Source organism: Flintibacter sp., assembly GCF_046973065.1.
In genome coordinates this window covers 93,297-113,266 of sequence record NZ_JBKVXZ010000005.1, presented here as the reverse complement: position 1 = coordinate 113,266, position 19,970 = coordinate 93,297, and the positions used below count along the sequence as shown (strand labels likewise).

Below are 19,970 nucleotides of genomic sequence, written 5' to 3'. Positions count from 1 at the left end.
CCAAATGGCCTGCTGCTCCGCCTGACTGCGCCAGCCGGAGACCGGCACGATCTCCCGCGCCCCGCCTGCTGCCTGGATGCAGGCGGCCAGCAGCCGGGCGGCCTGCCGCTCCAGCAGGATATTGGGATACCGCTCGTCCGCTGCTGTCAGCAGCTGCCGCGGCTCCTCCGCCAGGGGATGCTGACGGTTCACCAGCACCAGCGGCCCGGAGCGCATCTGCCGCCGGCTGTACCGCGCCGCCCTCATAGCTCGGCCCCCAGCTGGATCAGGCGGCTCACCAGCTCCCGGAAGGGGATGCCGGCGGCACGCATCATGGCAGGATAGCGGCTGTGGGGCGTGAAGCCCGGGATCGTGTTCACCTCGTTGAACACAATCTCCCCCCAGGGGGTGAGGAACAGGTCCACCCTGGCAAATCCCCGGCAGCCCAGTGCCCGGTAGAGGACCTTCGCCGTCTCCCGGATCTCCGCTGCCTTTTGCGGGGCGATCCGGGCGGGGCAGTGGATGGCCGATGTCTGGAGGGTGTATTTCTCCGTATAGTTGAAGAAGCCCCGGGACAGCTCCACCTCATCCACCGCCCCGACGGTGAGCTCCCGGTTCCCCAGCACCGCACAGCCCACCTCAAAGCCGGGAATGGCCTCCTCCAGCAAAATCTCGCCGTCGTGGCGGAAGGCCGCCTCCACCGCCGGAGCCAGCTGTGCCGGCTCCTCCACCCGGCTCACGCCGAAGGAAGAACCCGCCCGCACCGGCTTGACAAACAGCGGCCAGCCCAGTGTTTCGGCTGCCGTCCGGAGCTCCTCAAAGGCACAGTCCTCCGGGAACAGACGGCTCCGGGGCACCCGTACTCCCGCCAGGGCCGCCAGCTTGTGGGCTCGGTCCTTGTCCATACACAGGGCGCTGGACAGCGTCCCACAGCCTATCAGGGGCACACCGGCCAATTCCAGCGCCCCCTGAACCGTGCCGTCCTCACCGTTCCTGCCGTGGAGGACCGGGAAGGCCAAGTCAAAAGCCACTTCCCGGCCGGAGCCGTCCAACAGCACCAGGGCCCGGTTCCCCCGGTCCAGCCGCAGAGTGCAGGGCACGCACGCCGCCTCCCGCTGCCATCTTCCACCGGGAATGGCATCCAGCGGCCCTGTGTAAACATACCACGCCCCCTCCCGGGTGATCCCTACCGGGATGGGGCAGTACCGCTCCGGGTCCATGTGCGTCAGCACGCCGTGGGCGGACTGCAGCGACACCTCATGCTCTGAAGAGCATCCGCCGAACAGCACCAATATCCGCAATCTTTCCATCTCATGTCCTTTCCGGCGCCCAGCGCCTTTCCTGATGGAAAGATCGTATCAGATTCGCTTCCCGCAGATCTGTGGACGTTCCTGCAAACCTCCTGTGATTTTCCTGCGGAAATCTTACGAATTTCTTGCGGCGGCCCCCTGCAGGGGCAGGCGGACGGTAAAGGTGATCCGGTTGTCCGCGCTGGCAGCCCGGATCGTCCCGCCGTGGAGGGCAATGATTTCCTTGGCTATGGCCAAGCCAAGGCCCGCGCCGCCCGTGCGGGTGGCGCGGGAGCTGTCCAGCCGGAAGAACTGGTCGAAGATGCGCTCCAGCTTCTCCGCCGGAATGGTCCGCCCCTCGTTGGTAAACGTCAGGACCACGGTATCCGCCTCCTGCTGTCCGATGATCCGGACTGTGGACCCCGGGAAGCTGTAATGGAAGGCGTTGCGCAGCAGGTTATCGAACACCCGGGCCAGCTTGTCCGGGTCGCAGTCGTATGCCAGACGGGGCGGCAGCTCCAGTTCACACCGCAGGTCCTTTTCCGCGAACTGGGGGGCAAACTCACTGGCCACCTGCTCCAGCATCCGGGTCAGGTCCGTAGGCTGCTTCTCCAGCTCCAGATGGGTCAGGCTGAAGCGGGTGATGTCAAAGAACTCATTGATGAGGTCCTCCAGCCGCTCCGCCTTCTCCAGGGCGATGCCGGTATACCGGCTCCGCAGCTCCGGGGAGAGCTGCGGCTCGTCCCGTAGCAGCGTAAGGTAGCCGATGACGCTGGTGAGCGGCGTCTTCAAATCATGGGCCAGATAGACCACCAGATCGTTTTTCCGCTGCTCTGCCTCCCGGGCAGCCCGGGCGTCCCGCAGGGCCCGTTCCCGGACGGCGTTCAGCTGCCCCTCCAGGTCCTCCATGGGCTCCGGCAGCTCAATGGGCTCCTCTCCCGGCTGGGCCAGCTGCTCTGCCGCCGCGGCCAGCGTGTCCACCAGCCGCATGGGGCGGGCAATGAAGGAATAGCTGATAGCCACCCAGCCCAGCAGGATGACCAGCATACACACAAAGACGATGTAATCCCGTACCCAGTTGAGGAACTGGTAGAGCGGATCCCACGCATACCACGTAAAGGCGCTGCATACCAGATACCCCAGGAAGACCGCCGCCAGCACCACCGTCACCCAGGCCGTCAGTGCCAGCAGATAGAATCCCCAGGTCCGCAGGGCCCGGCGGCGGCCCCGGTCCGACAGCGGGGGCCGTTCTCTTCTCTTATTCAATGGTATACCCCACCCCCCAGACCGTCTTGATGAACTTCGGCTTCCGGCTTGGCTCGTGCATCTTCTCCCGCAGGCGGGCGATGTGGCTCATGACCGTGTTGTTGCTGTCCATGTACTTCTCGCCCCACACCGCCTCAAACAGCTCCTCACTGGGCACCACCTGTCCCCGGTGCTCGCAGAGATACCAGAGAATGGCAAACTCCAGCGGCGTCAGCGCCAGCTCCTCGCCGAAGAGAACGCACTTATGCGTGGTCCTGGAGATCTGCAGCCCCCGGAAGTCATGCTCCGCGGTCTCCCTGGGTTCCGCCGCCTCGCCGGTGTTGTACCGGGTATAGCGCCGCAGCTGGGTCTTCACCCGGGCCACCAGCTCCAGCGGATTAAAGGGCTTGGTAATGTAGTCGTCCGCCCCCAGGGTCAGGCCCATGATCTTGTCCATGTCCTCCACCCGGGCGGTGAGCATGAGGATGGGAAAGAGGTGTTCCTCCCGGATCTTCTGGCACAGGGTAAAGCCGTCCAGGTCCGGGAGCATCACGTCCAGAATGGCCAGGTCCAAATGCTGCCGCGCCACGCAGGTCAGCGCCGTCTCCCCGCTGCCGCACTTGTACACTGTGTAGCCCTCATTTTTCAGGCAGACCTCCACCAGATCCGCAATCGCCGCTTCGTCATCCACCACCAGGATCTCCGCCATGCCTTCGCCTCCGCTCTTTTCTTGCGTGATACATCCATTATACCAGACCCGACAGGGAATGCAAACCGGCCTTTTCCGTCCCGGCGTGAAAAAGGCAGAGCCGCCAACAGACGGCTCCGCCCAGCTGCGTCAAAAGTGCAGGAACTTCTGTACATCCCGGTCCGCGCCCAGAACCAGCATCGTCTCCCCCTCCCGGAAGCAGTAGTCGCCGCCTGGAATGGGAATGAGCTCCTCCCCCCGTTTGGCCGCCAGAATGTTGATATTGTGCCGCTGGCGCACCCCCAGCTGGCCGATAGTCTTGCCCACCCAGGCCGGCGGCACGGCCGTTTCATAAATGGCGTGGTCCGGTGTCAGCTGGATGTAGTCGAAGATGTGGTCGGAGCTGTACCGCACTGCCGCCCAGCTGGCGGTCTCCCGCTCCGGATAAACCACGTCATCCGCGCCGTTGCGCAGCAGAAATTTGGCGTGGACATCCCGTGCCGCCCTGGACAGGACGAAGCGCGCCCCCTGCTCCTTCAGCAGGGCCGTGGTCTCCAAAGAGCTCTGGAAGTCGTCACCAATAGCCACCACGCACAGGTCAAAGTTCCGCACCCCCAGGGAGGCGATGAACGCCTCGCTGGTGCTGTCCCCGATCTGCGCGTGGGTCACCAGGTCCAGCGCGTCGTTGACCCGCTCCTCGTTTTTGTCCACCGCCAGCACCTCGTGGTGCAGCTCCTGAAGCTTGGCGGCCATGTGCCGCCCGAAGCGGCCCAATCCGATCAGCAGTACCGATTTCATCCTCACACGTCCTTTCTCAAGCGTACCGCTCAGCCCACAGTGACCCGCTCCTGGGGCAGCTGCGCCGGGGCGGCGCCGCTGTCCGGCAGGACGGCGTAGATCAGCGTCAGGCCGCCCACGCGGCCAAAGTACATCAAAAAGATCAGAATCAACCGGGAGACGCCGCCCAATCCCGGGGTCACCCCCAGCGTCAGCCCCACGGTCCCGAGGGCGGAGGCGGTTTCAAACAGCGCCGCCTCCAGGGAGATGTCCTCCACGCAGCAGATGGCCATACCGCCCAGCAGAAACAGCCCCAGATACATCATAAGGACTGCGGCGGCGCTGCGCAGTGTCTCCGTGGGGAGGCGGCGGCCGAAGCACTGGAGATCCGCCCGCCGGCGGAACACCGCCCGGGCCGCCAGCACAAATACCGCCAGAGTGGTGACCTTGAATCCGCCGGCTGTGGAGCCGGGGGAGCCACCCACCAGCATCAGCAGCGTAATCAGCAGCCGGGAGGGCTCGCTCAGCTGGGAGAGGTCCAGGGTGTTGTACCCCGCGGTCCGGGGGGTGACCGCCTGAAACAGCGCCCCCTGGACCTTCTCCCCCAGGGTCAGCGTCTGCCACTGGGGCAGCCGGAGCTCATAGAGCAGGAAGAACAGCGCCGGCAGCAGGATCAGTGCCGCAGTCACCGCCAGCACCAGCTTGCTCTGAAGGCAGTAGGCCCGCAGGTGCCACTTGTGCTCCCGCACGTCTCCCCAGGTGAGGAATCCGATGCCGCCCAGGACAATCAGCCCCATCACGGTGAAATTCACCAGTGGGTCCCCCGCATAGCCGGTCAGGGAGACGAAGGGCGTGCCCGCCGCCCCCATCAGGTCGAACCCGGCGTTGCAGAAGGAGGACACCGCATGAAACACCGCGTACCAGAGTCCCCGGAACAGCCCCATCTCCGGGCAGAACCGCAGAGCCAGCAGCAACGTCCCCGTCCCCTCCAGGACCAGCGTCACCGCCAGAATGAAGCGGGTCCGGCGAACGATGCCCCCCACCTGGGGTGCGGAGATGGACTCCTGCATCACCCACCGCTCCTTCAGCCCGATCCGCCGCCCGGCCAGCATGGAGATGGCCGCCGCCGCAGTCACCACACCCATGCCGCCAATCTGAATCAGCATGAGGATCACCGCCTGGCCGAAGCCGGACCAGTACAGCGCCGTGTCCTGGACCACCAGTCCTGTCACGCAGGTGGCGGAGGTGGCGGTGAACAGCGCGTCGAAAAAGGCGGCGCCCTGCCCGTCCCGGGTGGAGATGGGCAGGGTCAGCAGTAGTGCTCCCGCCAAAATCAGCAGCGCAAAGCCGATCAGGATGATCCGCGCCGGCGCCATGTGGTTTTTTCTGCGCATGAACACAGCGATCCCTCTTTCCGTTTTATCAGAAGCCGCCCGTGGACAGCAGGACCATGATAACACGGATGGGCCCGCCGGTCTGTAAAAAGGCGGCCCCTGCCGTTTGGTTCCCGTTAAAGTTTTCCCAAAAAGGGACTTTGCAGCATGCCCATTGTAGCACAGTGCCTCCCGCCCGTCCACCGCTTTTTTCCCGGCTGCCGTTGCATTTTCTGCAGTCCGTGATATAATGGTTAGATAGAACAAACAAGGACGTTTCGTCCGCTGCAGAAAGGAAGCGCATACAATGCTGAACGAAAAAGTATCCCAGCTGTTGAACGATCAGGTGAACAAGGAATTCTACTCTGCGTATCTGTATCTCCAGTTCTCCAATTTCTATGTGGAGCAGGGCCTTGCCGGTTTTGCCAACTGGTACAAGGTCCAGGCCCAGGAGGAGCGGGACCACGCCATGCTGATGCTCCAGTATCTCCAGAACAACGACGTGCCCGTAACGCTGGAGGCCGTCGCCAAACCGGATGCGGAGCTGAAAGCCAACATGGACCCCCTGAAGGCCGGTCTCGCCCACGAGCAGTATGTCACCTCCCTGATCCACGCCATCTATGAAGCCGCGTACGAGGCCAGGGATTTCCGCACCATGCAGTTTTTGGACTGGTTCGTGAAGGAGCAGGGTGAGGAGGAGACCAACGCCACCGATCTCATCAAGAAGATGGAGCTGTTCGGCTCGGACCCCAAGGGGCTCTATATGCTGGACCAGGAACTGGCGGCCCGGACCTATGCCGCCCCCTCCCTGACCCTGTGACCCGCGATCCCGCGACCCACGCACGGCGGTCTGTCCGCCGTGCGTTTCTTCTGCCCGCTCTGGACGGCGGCGGCCGCCCGTGGTATACTGGGCGCAGTTTGATCCCAAGGAGGTTCCCCGATGAAAGACCTGCTGATCGTGGAGGATGACCCGACTCTGGGCGAGGGTATCCGCCTGGCCCTCCAGGCGCCGGAGCTCCGCCCCCAGCTCTGCCGGTCCCTGGCGGATGCCGGGGAGCTGCTCTCCCGCCGGAGCTTCGACCTGCTGATCCTGGACATCAACCTGCCTGACGGCAATGGACTGGACCTCCTCCGTGCCCTCCGGCGGGAGAGTGAGGTTCCCGTAATCCTGTTGACTGCCAATGACCTGGAGACAGACATCGTGGCAGGTCTGGAGCTGGGGGCGGATGACTATATCACCAAGCCCTTCTCTCTGGCGGTGCTGCGGGCCAGGGTGAATACTCAGCTGCGCCGGACCGCCGCCCCCCAGGCGGAACGGGTGCAGCTGGACGGCTTCACCTTCGATTTCGGCCGGATGGAGTTCTCCCGGAACGGCGTTCCGGTGGAGCTCAGCAAGACGGAACAGAAGCTGCTGCGGCTGCTGGTGGAGCACCGGGGCCAAACCCTTACCCGGGCCGCCCTGGTGGACCGGATCTGGACGGACGGGGCGGAGTATGTGGACGAAAACGCCCTCTCCGTCACAGTGAAGCGGCTGCGGGACAAGCTGGAAGACATGCCGTCCAAGCCCCGCTATATCAAGACCGTGTACGGCCTGGGCTACACATGGGCGGTGAACTGACATGACAGTGGAATACACCCTGCTGGCCCTGGCGGTTCCGGCCCTGCTGGCAGCGGCAGGATTCGCCGTCTGGACCCGCCTGCGGACCCGCCGGATGCTGGACACTCTGGGCAAGATGCTGGATGACGCCATCCGGGGCGAGTTCCGGGAGTCCCTCTATGACGAGAGCCGCCTCTCCGCCCTGGAGACCCGGATGGCCCACTATCTCTCCGCATCCGCCGTATCGGCCAAAAATCTGGCGGAGGAGAAGGACTCCATCAAGACCCTGATCGGGGACATCTCCCACCAGACCAAGACTCCCATCGCCAACCTCCTGCTGTATGCCCAGCTGCTGGGGGAGCAGGACCTGCCGCCGGAGAGCCGGGAGTATGCCTCCGCTCTGGAGCATCAGGCGGAGAAGCTGCGGTTCCTCATCGACGCGCTGGTCAAAACCTCCCGGCTGGAGAGCGGCGTCCTTGCCATGACGCCCAAGCGTCATGGCATCCAACAGCTGTTGGATGCCGCCTCGGCCCAGGCCGCTCCCGGAGCGGAGGCCAAAGCGATCACCCTGACGGTAGAGCCCACGGACCTGACCGCCCGGTTCGACCCCAAGTGGACGGCGGAGGCCCTGTATAATCTGGTGGACAACGCGGTGAAATACACCCCGGCAGGCGGCGCCGTCACTCTCCGGGCCGTGGGGTATGAGCTGTTCTGCCGCGTAGACGTGGCGGACACCGGCCCCGGCATCCCGGAGTCCGAGCAGGCCAGGATCTTCCAGCGGTTCTACCGCTCCCCCTCCGCCAGCGAGGCGGAGGGCGTGGGAATCGGCTTGTATCTGGCCCGCCAGATCGCCGCCGGTCAGGGCGGATACCTGAAGGTCAGCAGCCGCCCCGGGGAGGGGAGCACCTTCTCCCTGTTCCTGCCGAGGGCGGAGGAGAGGACGTAGAAGGCGGCGCGTTCCGGCCTGAATATCCCAAATCTTTCAGAACTGTTAGATTTCAGAAAGAATGTGGAAAGATTTCTTTGGTACAGTCTGTATTGTCGAAAGGCAATACAGACTTTTCCTTGGAGGAATGAACAATGACGATCTTGGAAACAAAGGATCTGCGGAAGGTATATGGCTCCGGCGATACGGAGGTCCGGGCCCTGGACGGGGTCGATCTGACCGTGGAAAAGGGCGAATTCGTGGCGGTGGTGGGCACCTCCGGCTCCGGCAAGTCCACCCTGCTCCACATGCTGGGCGGGCTGGACCGCCCCACCGGCGGCACCGTCACGGTGGACGGCAAAGAACTCTCTGCCATGCGCGATGAGGAACTGACCATCTTCCGGCGGCGGAAGATCGGCTTTGTGTTCCAGAACTACAACCTGGTGCCGGTGCTGAACGTGTATGAGAACATCGTCCTGCCCATCCAGCTGGACGGCAACGCGCCGGACAAAGCCTATGTGGAACGGATCATTGAGACGCTGGGGCTGGAGGCAAAGCTCCAAAACCTGCCCAACAACCTCTCCGGCGGCCAGCAGCAGCGGGTGGCCATCGCCCGGGCTCTGGCGGCCAAGCCCGCCATCATCCTGGCGGATGAGCCCACCGGCAACCTGGACTCCGCCACCAGCCTGGACGTGATGGGACTTCTGAAGGTCACTGCCCAGAAGTTCAGCCAGACCATCGTCATGATCACCCACAACGAGGAGCTGGCCCAGATGGCGGACCGGATCATCCGCATCGAGGACGGGCGGATCGTGGTGCGGGGGTGAGCGCCATGATGAAGGTATCCAACGGCAAGACCATCCGCCGTCTGGGCTGGCGGTCCATGAAGGCGGCCAGGACCCGCAACCTCATCGCCGTTCTCGCCATCGCCCTGACCACGGTGCTGTTCACGTCCCTCTTCACCATCGCCATGTCCATCAACGACGGGTTCCAGCAGTCCAACTTCCGTCAGGTGGGCGGCTTCTCCCACGGCGGCTTCAAGTACCTGACGGAGGAACAGTTTAACGATCTGAAGGATGACCCCCTCATCGACCAGTGGGGAATGCGGCGGTTTATCGGAATGCCCACGGAGGTGCCGTTCAACAAATCCCACGTGGAGGTCAGCTACGCCGACGCCAATGAAGCCCACTGGATGTACTGCGACCCGGTGGAGGGCCGTCTGCCCCAGGAGGGCACCGACGAGGCCGCTACCGACACCCACGTGCTGGAGCTGTTGGGGGTGGAGCCGGAGATCGGCGCCAGGTTCACCATCTCCTTTGACGTGGACGGCCATACCACCACCCAGACCTTTACCCTCTGCGGCTGGTGGGAGTATGACGAGGCAATTGTGGCCAACCACATCCTGATTCCGGAGAGCCGGGCGGACGCCATTCTGGACGAGGTGGGAACCGTCCCGCCCGGAGAGGATGGCATGACCGGTTCCTTAAACCTGGATGTGATGCTGAAAAGCGGTTCCCGCCACATTGCGAACGATATCGCTCAAATTCTGGAAAGTCACGGCTATCAGGATCAGAGCGCCGGAGCGCCGGATTATATCCACACCGGCGTCAACTGGGGCTATACCGGCGCCCAGCTCAGCGACAATCTGGACCCCTCTGTGGTGATTGCTGTGGCCGCCATGCTGCTGCTCATCATCTTCACCGGCTATCTCATCATCTACAACGTGTTCCAGATCTCCGTCACCAACGATATCCGGTTCTATGGCCTGCTGAAGACCATCGGCACCACGCCCCGGCAGCTGCGGCGGATCATCCGCCAGCAGGCGCTGACGTTGTCCCTGGCGGGCATCCCCCTGGGGCTGGTGCTGGGTTGGTTGATCGGCGGCCAGCTGACGCCGGCCATTGTGTCACAGCTGAACGGCGTGGTGCCCATGACCTCCGCGAGCCCGGTGATCTTCATCGGCGCGGCGCTGTTCTCTCTGGTGACGGTGCTGCTCTCCTGCCGGAAGCCCGGCCGCATCGCCGGCAAGGTCTCTCCCATCGAGGCGGTGCGCTACACCGAAGGCGGCGGCATCAAGCGCAAGACGAAAAAAGGCCGCAGGGGCGTGTCCCTGCTGTCCATGGCCTGGGCCAACCTGGGCCGCAGCCGGGGCAAGACCGCCGTCACCGTCACGTCCCTGTCTCTGGCGGTGGTACTGCTGACAGTGACGGTGAACTTCACCAACGGCTTCGACATGGACAAGTACGTGTCTCATTTCGCATCCAGCGACTTCATCGTGGCGGACGCCGGCCAGTTCCAGACCGGCGGGGACATCTTCAACACGGATATGGGCATCCCTCAGTCCGTCATTGACGAGATCAATGCCCAGGGCGGCATTACCGACGGCGGCGTGATCTACGGCAAGACGTTCGGTGCCCTGGAGTACGTTACCGAGGACTGGTTCCGGCAGAACAAGGAGCACTTCTATACTCAGGAGCAGATGGACAATCTGATCCGCCTGACCGGGCGGAACGAAGAGGGCCTGCTGGCCGACCGGATCCAGCTCTCCGGCATGAGCGATTTTGCATTGGACCACCTGACGGTACTGGAGGGAGACCTGTCCAAGCTCTATGAGGACGGCGGGCGGTATGTGGCCGCTGTGTACAGCGATGATGATTACGGCAATCCGGAGATGGACTCCCACTGGGCCCGGCTGGGGGACATCGTCACCGTCCGGTACGTGGAGGAGACGGAGTATGTAGATCCGGACACCGGCATCGCCTACGCCAGCCCGGAGGACGTGCCCGCCAGTGCCAACTATGTGGCGCAGCCGGTGAAATACCGGGATGTGGAATACGAAGTAGCCGCCCTGGTTGCCGTGCCCATCTCTCTCAGCTACCGCTACTACGGCGCGGACGAGTTCATCCTGAATGACCAGACCTTCATGCAGGACAGCGGCACAGACAGCGTGATGTACTACGCCTTTGATACCACCGACGAGGCCAACGGCGCCATGGAGAAGTTCCTGGCAGACTACACGGAGAACGTGAATCCCCAGTTCGACTATGAGAGCAAGGCGCTCTACGCATCGGAGTTCGAGGGGATGCGCTCCATGTTCCAGCTGTGCGGCGGGGCCCTCAGTTTCATCGTGGGGCTGGTGGGCGTGCTGAACTTCTTCAACGCCATCCTCACCGGCATCATCGCCCGCAAGCGGGAGTTCGCCGTGCTCCAGTCCATCGGCATGACCGGCAAGCAGCTCAAGACCATGCTGGTGTATGAAGGGCTGCTCTATGCCCTGGGGGCGGCGGGGATCTCCCTGGTGCTGACCCTGATTTTCGGCCCGGTGGCCTTCAAGGCGGTGGGGAGCATGTTCTGGTTCTTCACCTACCGCCTGACGCTGACCCCGTTCCTGATCGTGGCCCCGGTGTTCGCCCTGCTGGGCGTCCTGGTTCCCCTGGCGGTGTACCGCTCCGTCTCCAAGGCCACCATCGTGGAACGGCTGCGGGAGGTGGACTGATCCCCAGGGACCACTTTCCCGCAAAACAGCGGCACGGCTCTCAAGAGCCGTGCCGCTGTTCAAGTTCTTTGGCAGTATCCAGCTTTCAAGGCAGGTCCCGCTTGTATTTTTGGGGGGATTAGACTATACTGTAAAATTGAAAACCCCAGAGAGAAGGTGCTATATGGAATCTGTTAAAATCGGCTCTGTCGGCCTGGGCCGTCTGGGCTACGAACATGCAAAAAACTTAGCGGAAATGTCAATAGTAAATGCGAAAAAAATATAAAAATTTATTTTTAGGACATCAGGCGAGGGCGGCGATCTGCTCCCGGAAGCAGATTTCAGCCGTTTTCCATCCCAATATTTCACGCGGATAATTGTTCATCCACGCTTCCGCCGCCTCGATCTCCGCCGTGGACACTTTTCCGAAATCAGTTCCTTTCGGAAACTTCCGGCGAATCATTTTGTTCTGGCACTCATTTGACCCGCGTTCATACGATGAATACGGGTGACAGTAGTAAGCCGCTGTCCTCTGCTTTCCCTTTCGCACCGCGGACCGTTCCAGCCGCTTCACGTCGGAGAACTCGCCCCCGTTGTCGAATGTGATTGTCTTGAATGCCTTTGCGAAAAGGTCCGCGCCGAATTTCCGTTCTATGCGGTCCATTGCCTTTACAACGCTTGCCGCCGTCCGGTCTTTAATTCTTGTAATGATTTCCCATCGGGTCAAACGCTCTGTCAGCACAAACAGGGCTTTTGACCCGTCTTTTTTACTGTAAACCGTGTCGCCCTCCCAATGTCCGAAAGTGCTTCTCTGGTCCACTTCGTCCGGGCGTTTTTCAATATTTTTCCCATACGACGCACGCTTTCCGGTCTTTTCAACTTTCTTGTACTCCCGCTTCCGCTTCGATTTCTCCGGCAAATTGTTATTGGTAAGGGACAGGAAAACGCCCTTTGTAATGTAACTGTAAAGCGTGCTTACGCAAATCGAGGTTTTGAACGTCCGTCCCTCCAACTTGATTTCGGCAAGGGCCGCGGCGGGCGAACGATCTTCCTCGATAATCTTTTGTTCTATGTATTCCGCAAGTTCAAAGTCTTTCCCAATTTTCAGCGGCGCGCCTTTTGCGGCGAGGTTTTCGCGGTATCGCTTTTCCGCCCCGTCCGGGTTATAGCGATCTTCTGTAATCCATGTATCACCGTCCAAATACTGCCAGCGGGCGCGCTTGATCTCCCGGTAAATCGTGCTTACATGCACATGTAATTCGTCCGCGATTTCCTGCTTTGAAATCCCCTTGTTCAGCAACGCTTCGATTTTATATCGGTCCATCTTTGACAGGTGACTGAATACGTGTCCCATGCGATACCCTCCGTAAAGCAAAGGACCCGCCCCAGCCGGGCGGGTCCTTTTGTTCTCCCTTGTTCCTGCGGGGTTTCCTCCGCCGCTGTGGGATATTATAACATGCGCTTCATACTCACGCAAGTAATTATTTTTCGTCCTGCTCTGTAAGCCATTCCAAAGACACGTTCAGGACCCTTGCGAGAACGACAAGTTCATAATCAGTCACGAACCGCGTTCCGATTTCTATTCTGCTCACGCTGTCCCGCTCCATCGTGATTCCCTCCACCTGCAACCGTGCGGCAAGGTCCTCTTGTGTGATTTTCAGCCGGGCGCGTGCCTCTTTTACGCGGTTTCCGCAAAGATTCTTCCGCCCCTTGTAGTCATAAATCTTCATCAGTGTTTCCCTCCGTGTGTTAAAGTTTCGCATTTTTCTTGACTTTAACACGCGCCCCATTGATAATTGTGTTAAAGGTCAGAATCCAAAAAATTCAACGGATTCAGCCGTAAAACACGAACCGCCCGGCACTCCGGGCGGCGGAATGGAGGACCACACATGAAAAGATTGATTTCCCTGCTTCTCGCCGTCTGCCTTGCGCTGTCCCTCTCCGGCTGTCTTGCGGACTACGACACACCCAAGCACGCCGAATTGTCCGAACAGTACGACTTTTACGCCGATTCGCAAGGCGCGCTTTCTTCCGGTATGGCGATCACGCCGGAACAGGCCGATGAAGTATTCATCGTCCTTGTGTCCTGCGGCATGGAAGCAAAAGTAACAAATGTCACCAGAAAGGCGGGCGACGACGGGCATTGTCAGGTTTCCGCCGGGCTTTACGTGTACGATGTCTATTACACCGACGGCGTGGTTGACCGCGTGGAATACAACGGGGAGGAACTTTACCCGAACCCCGCCCCGGCTCCCGTAGAACCCGCGCCCACGGATGACCCCGCCGCGCCGGAAACTCCGGCCACGCTGGAACAGGCAGTTGACGACGCGATCACCGCGGCCAATGCCGAAAAAGAAGATGTCAGTATTTACGACGCGGCCAGCGTCGGGGAAAGTTCGGACGGCTCCTTTGTGGACATCTATCTTTCCGGGAAAGATAATTTAACCTCGAATATGGTTCGGAAAGGAATGCTGTTGCAGGCCGCCGACATTCTGGAATCCCTGCAATCCCGCGACGACATCGGGCGCGTAACGCTTTTCTGGTCTTTCCCGCTCGTGGACGCTTACGGAAACACGTCCACCGAAACCGTGATGAAAGCGACGTTCTACAAAGACACCATCGGCAAGATCAACTTCGACAACTTCGATTACAACAACATTCCCGTGATCTGCGACGACTTTTACCAGCACGCGGCGTTGAACGGGTAAGAAAAAACGGCGGGCATGATTCAACGCCCGCCGTTTTCTATGCTCATTCATCTTTCTTTTTTTGCTTTCTCCGCCGCGGCCTGCACTTCCGCCGCGTATTGCTCTGTGGTCAGCCCCAAAACCTCCGCCGCGATTCTGTCCGTCGCCGTCTCGATCAGGTCGTTCAGGCTTTCAAATCCGCCAGCTTCTACCGCTTTTTGGTAGACCGCCTTTTTCCCGATCTTCACATAGGGGTAAAGGCGGTCGTAATTTTCGGCGTTCCACTTGTTCTTCGCCCGCGTGTTGCACGCATACTTTTTCTTTTCCATGTGTTCCGCCTCCTTTCTGCGTTGATTATATCATTTTTCAAATACTCACGCAAGTATGAAAATCTATACAATCTCACGTGAGTATTTTTGTGCAACTTCCCATCTTGCTTTTTCATACTCACGTGAGTATAATAAGAGACAGAAAGAGGGAAGCGCAAGCCGCCCACCCGCCGGGGCGTAAAGAATACGGCGGGGGCCAACCTTACGGGCCGACACGAAAAGGGGGCCGACACGGTAACGACAACACTTCAACTTCTGGTTTCATATATGGGAGGTAATCACATGAACAAGTTTGAGATTGGCAAGGAATACTTCACGCGTAGCATTTGTGACAGCGAGTGCGTTTTCTCCATCAAGATCACCGGGCGGACCGCAAAAACCGTTTCTTATGAGTATATGGGCGAATCCCGCCGTTCCAAGATTCGCTTCGATGATTCCGGCGAATATATCCAGCCGGACCGCTATTCTATGGCTCCCACGTTCCGCGCTGAACGCGAGGTTCAGGTGGAAGAGGCCCCCGCCGTGGAAAAGCCTGCCGCCCCAGCTCCGGTAGCGGACGCGGCCCCCGCCAACGTGATCACCATTTCCCAGCCCGCCGACAACGGAACTGTGATTGTGATGATCGGCCAGCGCGTCGAATGCGTCTGCGGTTCCTGCTATCCCGTGGAGGGCGGAACGGTGATCGGCTTCGAGGATGTCCCCGACGGTCGTTTCTTCCGCGGCGGCGTGTTTGCCCTGATTCGCTGGGACAGCCGCCCGGACCGTCCCGAACGGGTCCTCCTCTCCGACATTCACCGCCGCGGGTGGCGGTCTGCGGGTGGCTCTCCGCTGGGCGTGTTCGTGGCCGGATAAACCAACAAGGGGCGGCGCAAACCGCCGCCCCTTGTTCCGAAATCAAAATCTAATCTATGGAGGTTTCCCGATGAACGATTCTGTTTGTTATGCCGCTGTTGCTTTCGATTCTGCGGGCCACATTTCCGCGGTGACAAGCGCAGATTATGACCTCGCCGTTAAAACGGCCCGGTATTATCGGAACGTCTGCAAATATCCATCTGCCCGCGTCGTCACCTGTGAACAGCTTGACGCGCTTCTTGATGAAGAGGGGAGGCGGCGTCTCTGTGGCGAATAAGCCCCACCGCATGACCCGGACGGCCCGCACCCGCTCCCGCAAGTTCTCCGGGCATTGTGAATCCTGTGGAAAGCCCCTTTGCAGTTGCCGGGCGTATCAGTACACCGACGAAAGCAACGGGGCGATCACCGCAAACGCGCCTTACCTCTGCCGCGACTGCTACGAAACCCGCTACGGCGTAAAGATACCGACGGAGGTTGACGCGTACAAGGCGCGCTTGCTTGGTGTGCTGGGCCGTTATGCTGATAGCGTGGAGGGCGCGCCCGCCCGTGATCTCGCCTTGCGTGTGATGCGCCTGATTGAAAATACCGATTGACCCCGCGCCGCCGAACCTCCCACGGCGGCGTAATTTTTTTGAATTTTTTTCGTTTTCCTCTTGACATTTCATACTCACGTGAGTATAATAATAAACAGAAAGGGGGTGAAACGGTGAAGAAGAAAAAGAAAAAGCCCACGAAATCGCGGGTCGATGTTCGCACCATCGTAATAACCGCAATCGTGGACTTTCTGGTAGGGCTTGCGTTACTCCTGATTGATAAGCACACGTAAGCCGAAACCCCGTATTCTATGGGCGGGTTCACCGCCCACCCATAGAATACACTTTTTCTTCTGAACTGTCAACCATGCTTGCAAAACTCGGAATCTTCCTGATCGTCGTTGCCATTGTGAAACTGATTATCGCCGCCGCGGTCTATTGCCGCCGCAAGAAAGGGGAATGAACATGAAAAGAACTGCAAACAAGTTCCAGCGGGCCTATATGGTCGCCAAAGCCTGCGTGCAGGAAGTCGAATCCCGACAAGAGGCCATCGAAAAGAAATTCATTGCCGACAACGGCATTGTCAATCCCGACGGCTCCGTTCCCGAATTCCTTTACTGCATGGAGGATGACGCGGCCTTTGAAAAGGCAAACGCCGAATGCGCCGCGCTCATTGCTTCCGCCGGGCTTGAAGAAGAACTGAACGCCGCCCGCGCCGCGCTGAAAGCGGTGGAAGATCGCCTGATTGCCTACGGCCTGTCTCTCGCTCCCGCTGGGGTTCGTGCCACGTTGGAAGATGCCGTTCAGCGCAACGCCGCAACCCGCGCAAAGGTCCTTGACCTCGCGTTCCGGCTTGACGTGTCCACGGTCAGCGCATAAAAAAAGCCCGCCGGGGGTCATTCCCCGGCGGGCTTCGTGTTGTCCGAATCGGACAATTTTAGTTGTTGTTTTCCGGCGCGCCCTGTTCCTCCACCGCGTCCGGGTCAATCCCCAGCGCAAGCAGGTTTTCCACAATGGGCGAGGTTTCCACGTACTCTTTCAAATTCTCGTTGGTCCCCCACGCCTTTTTCGCTTCCTCCAACACGGCTTCGATCATGTCCGCAATATCCTTTTCCGTGAACAGCAGTTTCAGCACCGCCGGGATTCTCTGGTAAATCCAGTCCGCGACGGCGGCGAACTTCATTGACCCCGTTCCGCCGCCGAACTGCTTTTCCGCCTGCGTGACAAGGTTGAAGAGAATCTTTTTCAGAATCTTTGTTTGTCCGCGCTTGATCAGCACGACAACCAGCACAAGGAACGCGAGGACCACAAGAACGCTGTCCCAATTCGCGGCCAGAAATTGAATGATGCTCATTGTTGTTTCTCCTTTCTCACATTACACGGACCCGCCCAGCGCGCAAAGAAGAGTTCCAAGGCTCTGCAACTTTCCGTAATTCTGCAACCAATAGTCCGGTGAGTTGATGACCCCGGCTTTTGCCAGCGCGTCAACGCCCGCTTGCGGCGTTGCGCACCGCGTCCCGGCCTTTTTGATGTACTCCGCCGCGCCGATAAAGAGAAGATCGAGGTATTGCACCGTTCCGGCGGCAACGGCGTTCTTCCAGTAGTCCGGGGAGTTGATGACCCCCAGCCCCGCCAGCTTGTCAATGGCCGCGTCCGCCTCGCTCTGAACGTCCGCCGCGTTGACCCAGCCGTAAACCGTGGACCCGCCGCCGCTCTCTTTGACAAGGTGGTACGGGTGTTTTGCGCCCTTTGAAATCATGGTGACTTTCGCCTTGCCCGGCTTGCACGCTTTCCCGCTGGCCGCGCTTGCGTTGGTGTAATGCACGTTGCCCGTAAAGCGCACCACGTCGCCCACGGCGAACGCCAGCGCGCCGGAGGTATCGGAGGTCCCGCCAGGCTTCTGCGCCGTTCCTGCGCCGCCTGTGGCCGCGCCCGCGGTGTCGTAGGTGATATACGGCAATTTACCGTGTTTGGTCCACCTGCGCCCGTTCATGCCGGAGATTGCGCCGATGTTCAGGCACGCCGTCACCTGTACGCAGTTCTTGAACGCCGGGGAACACTCGATCACCTTTCCGCCGCCGATGTAAACGCCGATATGACCCGAAAGCCAGACAGCCTCCCCCGGAACAATCTTGCTGAAATCGGTGGAAACGCCGGAACACTTCGTAATCATGGTGTCGGCTCCGATGTCCGGCACGCCCCCGGATGCGTAGGACGCGCCGCCGTAGGTTTTGGACGCGTCGCCGTTCCAGCCCCACAAAACGCCCTTGATCATGCACACGCAGTCAAAGCCGAAAACGGGCGGGTTCTGATTCGCCGCGGCCTTGATCATGGCCGTGCGCGCCGCCTGCTTGTTGTAGCTGTGGTTCTGGCAGTACCGGGACACGTTGCCCCCGGTCAGGGGCGCGCCGAAACAGCCCATGACGTACAGTGTCTTGTAATGGTCCACGATGTCTTGCAGTTTCTTGATGAATTCAGACGCTTTCATTTTGCCCTCTCCTTTCGCGTCTGCGGGGCGTTCCGCCCCAGCCGTGATATTTGACCCGCCGCCCGCTCCGGCCTGTCCTGCGCCGTCGTAGGCCGTCAGGCCGTATGATTCGATAATCTGAATCAGCTTGTCCGTGTAGTTCGGGTCCGTGGCGTAGCCCGCCGCCTTGATCGCCCGGCAAGCGGTCTTATAGTCCCGCTCCCCGACAACGGCTTTGTACCGGGCCGCGCCCGTCAGCAACGCCGAATGGTCCTCCACGCTCTCTTCCCAACTGTCGTATGCCCGGAAAAGGGCCGTCACGGTGGTAAAGTTCACGCCGTCGTAACACTCTTGCGTTTTCGTGCTGTAAACCCGGCCTTTCCAGCTTGTCCCCGCCTTGATGCCGAACAGGGCGTTTGCCTTGACGGTCAGGCCGGATTTTCCCCAGCCGCTTTCCAAAATCGCCTGCGCGATTGTCAGCGAGGCAAGCACGCCGCTTTTTTGCATATCCGCCGCGGCCAGCGCGCCCACCCGCTCAATAAATGCTTTCTGTTCCTGTGTCATTTGTGTTCCTCCGCTATGGCTGAATGTTGTTCAGGTCTACGGGCATTCCCTCCGTCGCCGTCGGGTTTGCCTGCTTGATCTTCACCACGTTTTCCGCCTTTGCTTTCCAACTGTAAAAGCCGATTGCCGTTGCCGCCGGGGTTCCCACATAGGCGAGGAAAACGCCAAGTTGCGACGGGTCAAGGGCCACGGCCCGCGCGCCGATGACAAACCCCGCAAAATAGGTTAAAAGGACCGCCGAAAGAACCAGCTTTGAAAACTCGATCTTTCGGCGGTCGCTCTTGCTGTCTGTCCGGCGGCGGCTCCGCCGTCTGCCGAACAGCAGAACGGCGGCAATCCCGCCCGCCAGCCCTGCGGCAATGCTGATCAGGTATTGCATATTCCGCGCCGCCTTTCACAAAAAGTCGTGTTTGACCAACCTGTCATCATACACGCGTTTGATGTTTGCGACGGCGTGCGTCGCCCGGTTGTTCTTGTAGTCCGGGTGTTCCTCGCAGTATCGTTCGTAACTGTCAATCTCGCTCAATGCTTCGATGAACTCTTCCCGCGTGTGCGGAATATCCCGCAACAGTTCGTTGTTGAACCGCAGGATTGCGGCCCGGTGCATATCTGCATTTCGCGCGTCGTCTGTCCTGATATGGTCATCAAGGGTTTTTCTGGTTTCGTCCAGCTTTTCGATCACGTCGCCGTTGACGCACTTCCCGATTGCCTTTCCGATTTTTGACCACGGGTTGATCTTAATGGGGGCAATCTCGATCAGGGTCAAAGCGACAAGCAGAACGCCGACGGCACCACCCCCGGAAAATAAGTCGTTCAATGTCACGTCTGTTTCCCTCCGTGTAGAAGATCGCCCCCGGCGCGGATTGCGCGCCGGGGGCCTTTCCGCCTCCCTTAAAGGGTGATTTCAAGGGCGGTCAGCAGATCTTCCACCTCGGCTTTCAGCCGTGCGGGGACCTGCTCCAAGGTCTTTTTGCCCTTGACGATCAGGGTTGCATAAACAACAGCCATCGTTTCCACCTCCTTTCGGCAAAAGATGTATGCAAAAAGCAGGAACAGCGCGTTACTCATTGCCGCCCCCGCTTTCAGCCGTTTTCAGCAGTTCGCGCACCTTGTCGCGCAACCGCTCCGGGACATCATCAATCGTTTTCAGCCCCTTTTGAATCAGATCGGCATAGACCCGCTCCATGTTC

24 protein-coding genes and 1 pseudogene are annotated in these 19,970 nt (G+C 60.2%); 10 read left to right on the top strand and 15 right to left on the bottom strand.

Annotated features, from left to right (window positions below; all coding sequences use genetic code 11):
• The 6 genes and pseudogenes from ACLTXB_RS03900 to ACLTXB_RS03875 all read right to left on the bottom strand — a co-directional run.
• Positions 1 to 246 (bottom strand): annotated as a pseudogene (locus tag ACLTXB_RS03900) (D-alanyl-D-alanine carboxypeptidase family protein); the annotation flags it as partial.
• On the bottom strand, positions 243 to 1,289 hold the full coding sequence (gene vanG / locus ACLTXB_RS03895) for a D-alanine--D-serine ligase VanG (protein WP_287553854.1): 1,047 nt from the start codon (positions 1,287 to 1,289) through the stop codon (positions 243 to 245). The pseudogene ACLTXB_RS03900 and the gene vanG, both read right to left, overlap by 4 nt.
• Before the next feature lie 114 nt (positions 1,290 to 1,403).
• On the bottom strand, positions 1,404 to 2,534 hold the full coding sequence (locus ACLTXB_RS03890; RefSeq protein ID WP_317334298.1) for a sensor histidine kinase: 1,131 nt from the start codon (positions 2,532 to 2,534) through the stop codon (positions 1,404 to 1,406).
• Positions 2,527 to 3,222: a VanR-ABDEGLN family response regulator transcription factor gene (vanR, locus tag ACLTXB_RS03885; protein WP_267288258.1), complete on the bottom strand. Its 696-nt coding sequence runs from the start codon at positions 3,220 to 3,222 to the stop codon at positions 2,527 to 2,529. Before vanR ends, ACLTXB_RS03890 begins: the two co-directional genes overlap by 8 nt.
• Before the next feature lie 129 nt (positions 3,223 to 3,351).
• A complete protein-coding gene (locus ACLTXB_RS03880; protein ID WP_021749273.1) occupies positions 3,352 to 3,999 on the bottom strand; it encodes a potassium channel family protein in 648 nt (215 codons plus the stop codon).
• Between the two features lie 29 nt (positions 4,000 to 4,028).
• The gene (locus tag ACLTXB_RS03875; RefSeq protein WP_021749274.1) at positions 4,029 to 5,372 is read right to left on the bottom strand and encodes a TrkH family potassium uptake protein; all 1,344 of its coding nucleotides are present in this window, start codon (positions 5,370 to 5,372) and stop codon (positions 4,029 to 4,031) included.
• 286 nt (positions 5,373 to 5,658) lie between these two features.
• Here ACLTXB_RS03875 and ACLTXB_RS03870 point away from each other — a divergent pair, with 286 nt between their 5' ends.
• The 5 genes from ACLTXB_RS03870 (at position 5,659) to ACLTXB_RS03850 (ending at position 11,369) form a co-directional block, all read left to right on the top strand.
• Complete coding sequence (locus ACLTXB_RS03870) at positions 5,659 to 6,171, top strand: ferritin (RefSeq protein WP_021749276.1); 513 nt, start codon at positions 5,659 to 5,661, stop codon at positions 6,169 to 6,171.
• 120 nt (positions 6,172 to 6,291) lie between these two features.
• Entirely contained in the window at positions 6,292 to 6,969 is a 678-nt protein-coding gene (locus ACLTXB_RS03865; protein ID WP_025544799.1) for a response regulator transcription factor, read from the top strand.
• 1 nt (position 6,970) lies between these two features.
• Positions 6,971 to 7,894 (top strand): sensor histidine kinase, encoded by a 924-nt coding sequence (locus ACLTXB_RS03860; RefSeq protein WP_412260607.1) that lies wholly within the window; start codon positions 6,971 to 6,973, stop codon positions 7,892 to 7,894.
• A gap of 134 nt (positions 7,895 to 8,028) precedes the next feature.
• The gene (locus ACLTXB_RS03855) at positions 8,029 to 8,700 is read left to right on the top strand and encodes an ABC transporter ATP-binding protein (protein WP_021749279.1); all 672 of its coding nucleotides are present in this window, start codon (positions 8,029 to 8,031) and stop codon (positions 8,698 to 8,700) included.
• A gap of 5 nt (positions 8,701 to 8,705) precedes the next feature.
• Positions 8,706 to 11,369, top strand: a complete 2,664-nt coding sequence (locus tag ACLTXB_RS03850) for an ABC transporter permease (protein ID WP_412260604.1) — start codon at positions 8,706 to 8,708, stop codon at positions 11,367 to 11,369.
• Positions 11,370 to 11,652: 283 nt separating this feature from the next.
• Here the strand turns inward: ACLTXB_RS03850 and ACLTXB_RS03845 are convergent, their stop codons facing one another.
• A complete protein-coding gene (locus ACLTXB_RS03845; RefSeq protein ID WP_412260601.1) occupies positions 11,653 to 12,702 on the bottom strand; it encodes an IS30 family transposase in 1,050 nt (349 codons plus the stop codon).
• A 127-nt stretch (positions 12,703 to 12,829) separates the two neighbouring features.
• Positions 12,830 to 13,078, bottom strand: a complete 249-nt coding sequence (locus ACLTXB_RS03840; RefSeq protein ID WP_412260599.1) for a helix-turn-helix domain-containing protein — start codon at positions 13,076 to 13,078, stop codon at positions 12,830 to 12,832.
• 159 nt (positions 13,079 to 13,237) lie between these two features.
• Between ACLTXB_RS03840 and ACLTXB_RS03835 the strand changes: the two genes are divergently transcribed.
• A complete protein-coding gene (locus tag ACLTXB_RS03835) occupies positions 13,238 to 14,056 on the top strand; it encodes an LptM family lipoprotein (RefSeq protein ID WP_412260596.1) in 819 nt (272 codons plus the stop codon).
• Between the two features lie 47 nt (positions 14,057 to 14,103).
• On the opposite strand, the gene ACLTXB_RS03830 is transcribed toward ACLTXB_RS03835, so the two are convergent.
• Entirely contained in the window at positions 14,104 to 14,364 is a 261-nt protein-coding gene (locus ACLTXB_RS03830; RefSeq protein WP_412260593.1) for a hypothetical protein, read from the bottom strand.
• A 282-nt stretch (positions 14,365 to 14,646) separates the two neighbouring features.
• Between ACLTXB_RS03830 and ACLTXB_RS03825 the strand changes: the two genes are divergently transcribed.
• From ACLTXB_RS03825 to ACLTXB_RS03810, 4 genes are all read left to right on the top strand, one after another.
• Positions 14,647 to 15,216: a hypothetical protein gene (locus ACLTXB_RS03825; protein ID WP_412260590.1), complete on the top strand. Its 570-nt coding sequence runs from the start codon at positions 14,647 to 14,649 to the stop codon at positions 15,214 to 15,216.
• 70 nt (positions 15,217 to 15,286) lie between these two features.
• Positions 15,287 to 15,493, top strand: coding sequence for a hypothetical protein (locus ACLTXB_RS03820; RefSeq protein WP_412260587.1), 207 nt, complete (start codon positions 15,287 to 15,289; stop codon positions 15,491 to 15,493).
• Entirely contained in the window at positions 15,483 to 15,809 is a 327-nt protein-coding gene (locus ACLTXB_RS03815; protein ID WP_412260584.1) for a hypothetical protein, read from the top strand. Before ACLTXB_RS03820 ends, ACLTXB_RS03815 begins: the two co-directional genes overlap by 11 nt.
• 405 nt (positions 15,810 to 16,214) lie before the next feature.
• Entirely contained in the window at positions 16,215 to 16,628 is a 414-nt protein-coding gene (locus tag ACLTXB_RS03810) for a hypothetical protein (protein WP_412260582.1), read from the top strand.
• 58 nt (positions 16,629 to 16,686) lie between these two features.
• On the opposite strand, the gene ACLTXB_RS03805 is transcribed toward ACLTXB_RS03810, so the two are convergent.
• From ACLTXB_RS03805 to ACLTXB_RS03780, 6 genes are all read right to left on the bottom strand, one after another.
• Positions 16,687 to 17,103, bottom strand: coding sequence for a hypothetical protein (locus tag ACLTXB_RS03805; protein WP_412260579.1), 417 nt, complete (start codon positions 17,101 to 17,103; stop codon positions 16,687 to 16,689).
• Between the two features lie 21 nt (positions 17,104 to 17,124).
• A complete protein-coding gene (locus ACLTXB_RS03800) occupies positions 17,125 to 18,780 on the bottom strand; it encodes a glycoside hydrolase family 73 protein (RefSeq protein WP_412260576.1) in 1,656 nt (551 codons plus the stop codon).
• A 13-nt stretch (positions 18,781 to 18,793) separates the two neighbouring features.
• Positions 18,794 to 19,159: a hypothetical protein gene (locus tag ACLTXB_RS03795; RefSeq protein ID WP_412260573.1), complete on the bottom strand. Its 366-nt coding sequence runs from the start codon at positions 19,157 to 19,159 to the stop codon at positions 18,794 to 18,796.
• A 15-nt stretch (positions 19,160 to 19,174) separates the two neighbouring features.
• Positions 19,175 to 19,603, bottom strand: coding sequence for a hypothetical protein (locus ACLTXB_RS03790; RefSeq protein WP_148337703.1), 429 nt, complete (start codon positions 19,601 to 19,603; stop codon positions 19,175 to 19,177).
• Between the two features lie 68 nt (positions 19,604 to 19,671).
• Complete coding sequence (locus ACLTXB_RS03785; RefSeq protein WP_195325141.1) at positions 19,672 to 19,788, bottom strand: CD1375 family protein; 117 nt, start codon at positions 19,786 to 19,788, stop codon at positions 19,672 to 19,674.
• A 52-nt stretch (positions 19,789 to 19,840) separates the two neighbouring features.
• A complete protein-coding gene (locus tag ACLTXB_RS03780) occupies positions 19,841 to 19,966 on the bottom strand; it encodes a CD1375 family protein (RefSeq protein ID WP_256176008.1) in 126 nt (41 codons plus the stop codon).
• Positions 19,967 to 19,970 lie beyond the last annotated feature (4 nt).